The sequence below is a fragment of the Rhodococcus sp. EPR-157 genome (genome assembly GCF_001647195.1).
GTDB lineage: Bacteria > Actinomycetota > Actinomycetes > Mycobacteriales > Mycobacteriaceae > Rhodococcoides.
Window position 1 is genome coordinate 1 of record NZ_LVCV01000205.1, and the last position, 8,844, is coordinate 8,844.

General features: G+C 65.0%; 7 protein-coding genes. 4 read left to right on the top strand and 3 right to left on the bottom strand.

Annotated elements, in window-relative coordinates:
* Window positions 1-28 precede the first annotated feature (28 nt).
* Both A2J03_RS09570 and A2J03_RS09575 read right to left on the bottom strand, forming a co-directional pair.
* Window positions 29-496 (bottom strand): hypothetical protein, encoded by a 468-nt coding sequence (locus A2J03_RS09570; protein WP_156520299.1) that lies wholly within the window; start codon window positions 494-496, stop codon window positions 29-31.
* 136 nt (window positions 497-632) lie between these two features.
* Window positions 633-1,742, bottom strand: a complete 1,110-nt coding sequence (locus A2J03_RS09575) for a beta-mannosidase (protein ID WP_068372684.1) — start codon at window positions 1,740-1,742, stop codon at window positions 633-635.
* 307 nt (window positions 1,743-2,049) lie between these two features.
* Here A2J03_RS09575 and A2J03_RS09580 point away from each other — a divergent pair, with 307 nt between their 5' ends.
* The 4 genes from A2J03_RS09580 to A2J03_RS09595 are packed head-to-tail and all read left to right on the top strand — an operon-like array spanning window position 2,050 to window position 8,592.
* Window positions 2,050-3,990 carry a hypothetical protein gene (locus A2J03_RS09580; RefSeq protein ID WP_156520300.1) on the top strand — a complete coding sequence of 647 codons (1,941 nt, stop codon included), beginning with the start codon at window positions 2,050-2,052 and terminating at the stop codon, window positions 3,988-3,990.
* Entirely contained in the window at window positions 3,987-5,504 is a 1,518-nt protein-coding gene (locus tag A2J03_RS09585; RefSeq protein WP_082897733.1) for a hypothetical protein, read from the top strand. The genes A2J03_RS09580 and A2J03_RS09585 overlap by 4 nt, the downstream gene beginning before the upstream one ends.
* Complete coding sequence (locus tag A2J03_RS09590) at window positions 5,489-6,967, top strand: glycosyltransferase (RefSeq protein ID WP_068372690.1); 1,479 nt, start codon at window positions 5,489-5,491, stop codon at window positions 6,965-6,967. The genes A2J03_RS09585 and A2J03_RS09590 overlap by 16 nt, the downstream gene beginning before the upstream one ends.
* The gene (locus tag A2J03_RS09595) at window positions 6,964-8,592 is read left to right on the top strand and encodes an ArnT family glycosyltransferase (RefSeq protein ID WP_068372692.1); all 1,629 of its coding nucleotides are present in this window, start codon (window positions 6,964-6,966) and stop codon (window positions 8,590-8,592) included. Before A2J03_RS09590 ends, A2J03_RS09595 begins: the two co-directional genes overlap by 4 nt.
* A gap of 13 nt (window positions 8,593-8,605) precedes the next feature.
* On the opposite strand, the gene A2J03_RS30965 is transcribed toward A2J03_RS09595, so the two are convergent.
* Window positions 8,606-8,844, bottom strand: a 239-nt coding sequence (locus A2J03_RS30965; protein ID WP_068372694.1) for a hypothetical protein, incomplete at its 5' end; no start/stop codon positions are given.

Genomic DNA, 8,844 nt, shown 5'->3' on the forward strand with positions numbered 1-8,844 from the left:
GCAAGGGCAGTGACAACTACTCGTACTACTACGAGACCGACAGCACCATCCCGCGCCAGACACCCCACCCCGTCGCTCCGGGATCCATCGTCAACCCGGTAGCCGGAGCCACTGCATGGGACGGGTCGATGCCGTCGGCACCGCAGGTCTCGCAGCCGACAGCACCTGCGCCGCAGCCTATTGCGACGCCGGCAGCTCCGTATGTATCGGCACCGCCGGCTCCGCACGCGTCGACACCGCCGGCCGAACCCGAACCTGAGGCCGCGGCACCGGTATACGCGCCGATACCACCTCGGTCGACTCCTCGTCCGCCGTCATCCGTCCCGCGTCCACCGGCAGCGACGCCTCGTCCGCCGTCGGCGTCCACGCGCGCGTCGGGAAGCGCACCGCAGAACGGTGCGGCACCGTCCTCGCGGCGATACAAGGAATGACGGCGGTACAGGAATAGCGGCGGTACAGGAGTAACGATGCCGGGGTGCAGGCGATTTCGCTGCACCCCGCCAGTAGATTGCCACCACCAGCGGGGGCGTGGATGTAGTCATCCACGCCCCCGCTGGCAATCCGGACGCCGAGTCCCCACTGCGGAGCCTCGGAGTCGTTGGGCAGAACGAACTCCCATGGGCGAGAAGAGGCTACGGCCCGAGCAGATCCCACAGTGGGTCGTCGTAGCCGATGTCGTAGGTGCATTCCGCCGGCCTCGGGTCGGGCACGAACGCCCACAGCAAAGCCCCCGCCGTACCCGCTTGCTTCTGACCGTCGATCTTCGTGGCGATGCTCGTCGCCCGGTCGTCGAGTTCGCCGCAGGACCCGGCCAGTTCGCCGATCTCGGCCACCAGCAACGGCTTTCCCACCTCGGCGGTCTGAGTGATCCGGCGGGCGAGGCCGTTCCACTGATCGCCGGGCAGTGGGACCCCATCGGCGCCGTAGTCGTGGTACTGGAGAACGTCGACGGCGGGAGATTCCGCCAGGTAGCGGTACTCGTCGCCCTGGCTCCCGCACTGTCCGCCGCCGGTCAGCCCGGCCGTGATCAGGGTGTCCGGATCGAGGGCGCGGACCTGAGCGCCCGCGGTGTCGAAGAAGGTGCGCAATACCTGTGCAGCGTCCGACGTGCACGTGCGGGTCGACCACGAACAACTCGCGTCGGCGCAGGTGCTGGTCTCAGGTTCACCCACCAGCTCCCACGCGGCGAGGGCAGGCGAACTCTTCCATCGGTCGACCGCCGTCGTCACCCAATCCTGGAAGCTGAGCACTGCACCTGCGGCGGGTGGGTTGGTCCAACCGTCGATGTACCACTGGCGGTCCTTGAACACGTCTCCCTCGCAGGCCCCGTCCTGGGGTGAAAGCACGGGAACGACGAGCTGACCGTGCGCCTCCGCCGCTGCGAACACCGCGTCCATCGGACCGAAATCGAGTGCACCGGTGAATCGATTGGTCGCCAACGCTTGGAATGCGTTGAACCGCGTCATGGAATGCGCCGGCAGCGACGAGAAATACGAGTTCAGGTCGACCATGGCACCGCATCCCGCATTGACCGACCAGTTCGTCGCCAGCTGATAGGCGTTGAATCCCGTCGGCCACCACGGTGAGCCGTCCAGTCTCAGGCCATCGGAGTCTGCGGTGACCCGGGCAGAGGATGCGGGGCTCGCCGGTTGTGCGATCGCCGGCGTCTGCGCCGTGAACACGAAAAGTACTGCGAGGGCGGTCATCGCAGCGCATCGACTCAACCGAGTGGTCCGGGGCATTCGACGATGCTAGTCAGCTGACACGCACAACGACAATCGGATCTCTTGCGCGAACAGCGAAGTGCATCAGTTGAATGATCGAACATGGGCGATATGGATAGTGGATAGCTGATAAACAATCTCCGTGACCGAATGTGCAGCAATGTAACTGGCGAGTAGTTTCTTTGCATTACCACGATAGCGCCATTTTCGGCTGCGCCAGTTACGTTTTCAAACCATAATGGTACTCGGCAGTATCAACACTCGAGGTCGGATTTCTATCATGTTCCGTAGTTCCCGCATGTCTTCATGGTGCGCACGTGTCGCCGTGACGACAGGTGTCCTTGCGCTCGCACTACTCCCGGGGACCCCTGCGTGGGGCCAGGAACCAGACGAGACGGAATCCACCGACACCGCGTCGGACGCGGTCATGACATTCCTCGACTTCGGCGGTCTCGGCTTGGGTAGATCGCTTCCGCTGTACGGGCTCGACGGATCGGCCCAGATAACGATTCCAGTTCCCACCGGAACTGTGCCATCGGAGTTGACCGGGACCGTTACCATCCCTGCGTGGCTCGACCGTGGTTGGCTCGACGTCGAATCCGCCGACCGCCCGATCGCCCGCATCGTCCTCGATACGAACGCATCGACGGTTCCGGTGTCGATTCCGCTGACCGCAGCCGCCGTCGTCGGCGGCACTGTGACGCTCGAGCTGTCCTCGACGCTGATCCCCGACGCCACCTACTGCCCCGACGTGCGCAACGACCCACTCCGACTCATCGACGCCTCCGTCGCGTACGCCGGCCTCCCCGCGATCCCACGGACCCTCGCCGACTTCCTGCCCCCGGTTCTCCGGCAGCTCACCGTGTTCGTTCCGTCCGAGCCAGACTCCGACGTCATCGCCGCAGCCCTGACGATGACGACGTCGGTGACCGACTACTACGGCGCGCAGACCGTGAACGTCGTCGTGCGGCCGGATTCCGAGCTGCAGGGCGCGGTCTCGGACGGGCCGTTCGAACGGTCGGTGGTTCTGTCCGAGAACAACGATGCGAGCGCCGAACTCGTCTTCCCACTCGACCAGGCTCCGCCGCGTCTGTTCGTCACCGGCTCCGGCGCCGAGCTCATCGACCAGGCGCGGCTCGTGACGAGCAACGTCGCAGAACTGGCGCTGTCGACGAAGGCATTCGCCGGAGCATCCGTACCTCCTGCCGTGCTCGCACCGAATTCGACCACGCTCGACGACCTCGGCATCGGTACCGTCACCGGAACCCGCACAGCCTCGATCCCGCTCGATCAGACACGTCTCGGTCGGTCGGTAGCGAACGTGTCGGTGCACCTGATCGGCACCTACACTCCGGGCTCCGGCTCCCTGACCGCAACGGTCGGCGGTGCGACCCTCGCGGCGTGGCCTGCGGACGACAGCGGCATTCTCGACCGGTGGATCGAGATTCCCAACGCGACGCTGGAGCGGATCACCACCCTCGACGTCACCGTCGAGCATCCCGCCGACAGCGCAGCCGCATGTGGCCGCACCGTCGTCTCCGAGGTGACGGTCGACGGTTCGAGCGTCGTCGAATCCTCCGGCTCGTCGACGTACGCGCCCCTGGGATTCGGTTCGCTACCACAGACATTGATGCCTCGCGTCGGTATCGCGCTGGCGGACAACACATTCGCCAACATCGTGCGTGCAGTCTCGATCGTCGACGGACTGCAGCGGATGTCGAGCAGGGCTCTCGACGTCAGCGTCATCTCGCTGGAGGACGCCCTGAACGGGACCGAACCGGCGATCGTCATCGCCCCCGACGGCGGGTTGCCGGATACCGTGACGCTACCGCTGTCGTCCACAGGCGCGACGACGTTCACGACGGTGTCTGCCCAGGGCTCGGAAACCGTGCTCACCCTCGATGCTGCACTGCCGTTCGCGAGCCTTCAAGTGGCAGCCGCCGAAGGTGACGCGGCGAAGCTGATTGCATCGTCCAACGGTGCGCCGGAGGAGCTGGACAGATTGCTGGGATGGCTCGACGCCGACCCGTCGCGATGGTACGGGCTCAGCGGTGACGTCTTGTTCGGTGCCGCGGGCTCCGATCCGTTGTCGTTGTCCAGCGCCGACCTCGCCGGCCCGGAAGCAGACGCCGCCGCCGATCCCGACGGTTCGAACGGGCTGCTCGTCGCGGGAATCGTCGCCGCCGTCGTGTTGGTGGTGATCGGACTCGCTGCAGCACTGATCGTCTGGATGCGCTCGCGTAGAAGTGACTCCCGCGCGCCATGACGACAGACGTCGACGTCCCCAAGGCCGGGAATACCGAATCGATAGTCCATCGGATCCTGTCCCTGCGGACGCGTCGACCCGTCAGCATCATCTTCTTCTACTGGGTAGTGCTGGTGATGTGCGTCGGTATCGCGACCTATCCGACCGGAAAGCGATTGGCGCAGGAAGCAGCCGACGGCGCGATCACGACCTACATCTTCGTCCTACCGTTCCTCGCAGCGGTGGCGGCGCAGGGGATCGCGCGTCGTCGAGCCGGGGAGCTGCCGATCCACGATCGGCAGACCGACATCATCGTCGGCGGTCTGGCGCTGCTGGCCGCGGTGGCGATCAAGGCGCTGTGGGTGCCGCGCTACGTCGAGCAGTATCAGCTCTCCCATCTCGACGTGCTCGCTGGCTTGGTGTTCTTCCTCGGTGCTGCCATTCTGCTGTTCGGGCTCCGGCCGGTCGGGCGATTCTGGTCGGTGTGGCTACTGCTACTTGCGTTGAGTCCGTTGGGGTATCGCATGGTGGCCATCACTGCGGGAGGTAGCCGATTCGCCTACGGTGCGGTACTCGTGTTGCTTGCCGGCCTGGCCGGGGCAATCGCTGTCGGTCGTACCTTTCGACGAGCATTGGCAGGCTTCGTCTGCACGGTCGCAACCGGATTCGTGATTCTCGCGGCGATGTTGGCGAAGTGGCCGAACCTGCACATCGCGTGGTTGCAGCTGATCCCGACGGTGGGTGCCACAGCGGTGGTCGGCATCGGGTTCTATCTCGCTGCGCGGCGCGGACAATCGCTGCGGCCGTTGTCGCGTCCTGTTGCTCCGGTGACGGCGAAGAGGTCGCTCAGCTCGGCCGTGACGGTCGTCGTGGCGTCGGTGATCCTGTTCGTGATCCCGATCCCGGCGCAGACGGTGATTTCGTCCACTCCGGGCCCGCCCGGGCCTGCGTCGGCGCCGCTCATCGTGCCCGACGGATGGACGCAGACCGGCACCGAGAACTTCGACTGGGTGAGGTCGTACTTCGGCCAGAAGTCGTCGCTGAATCGTCAGACCATGCGCGCCGACGAAGGAAACCCAGCGTGGGACCTGCAGTCGCGGCCGCGAACGGTCGTCGTCGATGTGCTGACGACGACGAACCGCGCGAGCCTGGGGGTGTACCCGGAGAGCACGCTGTACCGACTGAGCAACACCCGTAGCAGCGAGGCACTGCCGGTGAAACTGGGCCACGACGTCGTCGGTTCGCTGTACACCTCGGTCAGTGACGCGCTGCTCCTGACGTGGACGAAGCTGGTGTTCACCTGGGTGCGTGGCGAGTTCACGCAGCGGGTCACCGTCATCAGCGTCGACAATCACGATCCCGGCGCGGACTTTCCGCAGCCGATGCCGTCGATGGCGTCGAACCTCGGTACCTCGCTGGCGATCTTCCTGCGCGGCAACACCATTGCCACCGACGACGATCCCGACTACAAGGATCTGGGACTGCTGACGACGTTCGGGACCGCACTGGTCGCCGCGCAATGGGGTGCGAAGTGATTCCGCGCGTCGGGCAAGAGTCGGAGAGCTTTCGAGCCGCGGCGCTCGACGACGCCGTCAACGGGCTCGCTCGTCGTCATCCGCTTGCGTCGGCCGCCGTTGCATTCGTCCCCTGGCAGAAGCGCACCGCGCTGACGATCGCGGCGATCACCGTCGTATGCGCGGGTCTGGCGCCGTTGACGACTCTGTTGACGATCACCGTGCTGTGCACCATCGGCTACATCGCCATGATGGCGGACCGGCTACTGCTGTTCTCCCGGGGTCTCGACGCAAGTGCCATCGTCACCGTCACCGACGAAGAAGCGTGGGCGATTCCCGACGACGAATTGCCTCGGTACACCATCCTGGTGCCGGCGTACGACGAGCCGGAAGTAGTCGGCGATCTCATCGCGGCGATGAGCAGCCTCGACTACCCGGCAGAGAAACTGCAGGTCCTGCTGCTGCTCGAAGAGGACGACGACGTCACCATCGCCGCGGCGAAGGCCAGTGGCGTCAGCGACGTCGTCGACGTGGTGCTCGTTCCGGCCGGTGATCCACGGACCAAACCCAAGGCCTGCAATTACGGATTGCACTTCGCGACAGGGGAGATCATCACGATCTTCGACGCCGAGGATCAACCGGAACGCCTGCAGCTGCGCCGCGTCGTCGCGGCGTTCGCTCGGTTGCCCGAGACCGTGGCCTGTGTTCAGGCGAAGTTGGCTTTCCACAACGGTTCTCAGAACTTGCTGACCGGATGGTTCACCGCCGACTACGCGTTGTGGTTCGGCTATCTGCTGCCCGGGCTGATGCGGAGCACGTCGCCGATCCCGTTGGGCGGCACCTCGAATCATCTGCGCGCCGACGTCATCGAGGAGGTCGGCGCCTGGGACGGCTTCAACGTCACCGAGGATGCGGACCTCGGGGTGCGTATCGCAGCGTCCGGCTATTCGACTGCCGTCCTGGACTCGACCACACTCGAGGAAGCCAACAGCGACGCGATCAACTGGATCAGGCAGCGGTCCCGCTGGTACAAGGGCTACCTGCAGACCTGGTTGGTGCACATGCGTCGGCCTCGGGACACATTTCGTGCACTCGGCCTGGTTGGGACGTACCGGTTCACACTGTTGTTGGCGGGCACTCCGATCACCGCGTGCATCAACATGATCTTCTGGTTCGCCACTGCGGCATGGATACTCGGCCAACCCGCGTTGGTGGCGGCACTGTTTCCGCCGTACATCTACTACTTCTCCCTGGTATCGCTGATCATCGGCAACGTCGCGACCGTGTACATGTACCTCATCGCCAGCAGGGAGAGCGGGAACGCGTACCTGCTGGTCCCGAGCCTGACGATGCCGCTGTACTGGCTGATGATGAGCGTCGCAGCGATCAAGGGCTGCTGGCAGCTGCTGCGTAATCCGTCGTATTGGGAGAAGACGTTTCACGGCCTGTCGACGCCGACGCCCGATGCAGAGTCGGTGAAATGAGACTGTTTCTGGGTGCGTTCGCCGGATATTTCGCGGTCGGGCTGACGCTCAGCCTGCGGTTCGGCTACCTGCTCGGCGATGCGTTGTCGAGGACGTCGGCAGCACAGGCAGTGCTGTTGAGCCGGGATCCGCACGTATCGGCGATCGGGTTCATCTTCACGCCGTTGACCGCCCTGCTGCAGCTACCGCTGGTCGCGTTGTCGTCGTGGTGGTCGGCGATCACGCGGTGGAACATCTCCGGCATCGCGGTATCGGCGCTGTTCATGGCCGGTGCGACAGTGATGGTGCTGGGCATCTGCCGCGACCGCGGGCTCGTCGGATGGCACAGCGCCCTCATCACTGCCGTGTTCGCTCTCAACCCGATGATCGTGTTCTACGGCGCGAACGGGATGAGCGAGGCGGTGTTCCTGTTCTTCACGTGCTGGGCGGTGCGCCGGTTGCTTCGGTGGGTGCACACCGATGACGTACACGACTTGATCGTCGCCGGAATCGCTTTGGCGCTGGCCTATCTCACCCGATACGACGCCGTCGTCGCGATCGCCGGGGCGGCGTTCCTCGTTGCCGGTGTGACGCTTCTGCGTCGTGGCCGAGGCGAGTGGCGAGCGATGCGGCGTCAGGCCATTCTGGATGCAGTTCTCGTCGCCGGACCGGGATTCGTCGCGTTCCTGGTGTGGAGCGCGACGAGCTGGCTGATCACCGGTGAACTCCTGGCGCAGCTGTCCTCGAGCTACGGCAATTCGGCGATTCTCGAACAATCGGGCGGGTCGACGGGGACGCCGCTGGCCAACGCGGCGTTCGCGTTGGTCGCCGGCCTCGCAATGGGGCCGCTGCTTCCGCTGCTGCTGCCCGTCGGCGCAGTGCTCGCCAAGGCGCGCGGTGATCTGGAATTCCTCGTCGCCCCGGTTGTGTTCGGAGCGATTCTGGCGTTTCAGGCATTGACCTACATCAGTGGGTCGACGTTCGGTTTCCTGCGGTTCTACATTTGTGCGATTCCGTTGGCAGTCGTCATGGTCGTTCAACTCGCTCCGGCGCGGGGGAATCCGCGCACTCGTCGGCGCGGGGCGTTTGTCACGGTGCGTCCGGACAGGCCGTCGACCGCTCGTCCGGTCGTTGTGTTGTCGGTCGTGCTGTCCATGCTGGCTGTGCCGATCACGGGGTGGGCGATGCTGACGCCGTCGTTGTCCAGCCAGCAGTACGCGCTGAGGTACCTGCTGGATACGCACCCGGACGCCCGCGACGTCGATGCGGTGTCGGCGCGCAAGGTCATCGCATCGTTCTCCACCGAGCGGGAACTTGCGGCGTATCTCGACCGTATGGATCTACCGGAGGGGTCGATCCTCGTCGACACCGTCTACGGATTCGGCGTCCTCGCGGCGTCCGCTCACCCGAAGCGTTTCGTTGTGCCGTCCGACCAGGATTTCACGACGATCCTCAACGACCCCGCCGCAGCCGGCGTCGAATACCTCCTGACGGTGCCCAACAGTGGACGCGGTGAGTCCGACGCCCTCAACCGCCGGTACCCGACGGTCTACGACAACGGCGGCACGATCGCGACCCTCGAATTCGAAGTGCCCAATGTGGGCGCGGATCAGCCGGACTGGAGGATCTACCGAGTGCTGTCGTGATGTCGGCCAGAACTCAGGTGTCGAGCTGGACCTTCACGTGCACGCTGTCACCGTCCTTGTGGGCCACCGCTCGACCCGTCCGTGTGGTCCCGTCGAGCTCGATACGGATGGGACCGCCGTCTGGATAGAAGTTGCGCCACCACGACTTCTTGTCCGGCATGGCGACGCCGATGGTGACCTCGTCACCGCGGCGCTTGTATCCGACGGGGATGGTGAATTCCTTGCCGGACTTACGGCCCGTGTAGGTGATCT

What these genes read in the sequence shown, in the direction of transcription:
- A2J03_RS09595 (WP_068372692.1), top strand. Translation starts at nt 6,964, where the DNA reads ATGAGACTGTTTCTGGGTGCGTTCGCCGGATATTTCGCGGTCGGGCTG.
- A2J03_RS09575 (WP_068372684.1), bottom strand. Translation starts at nt 1,742, where the DNA reads ATGCCCCGGACCACTCGGTTGAGTCGATGCGCTGCGATGACCGCCCTC.
- A2J03_RS09590 (WP_068372690.1), top strand. Translation starts at nt 5,489, where the DNA reads ATGGGGTGCGAAGTGATTCCGCGCGTCGGGCAAGAGTCGGAGAGCTTT.
- A2J03_RS09585 (WP_082897733.1), top strand. Translation starts at nt 3,987, where the DNA reads ATGACGACAGACGTCGACGTCCCCAAGGCCGGGAATACCGAATCGATA.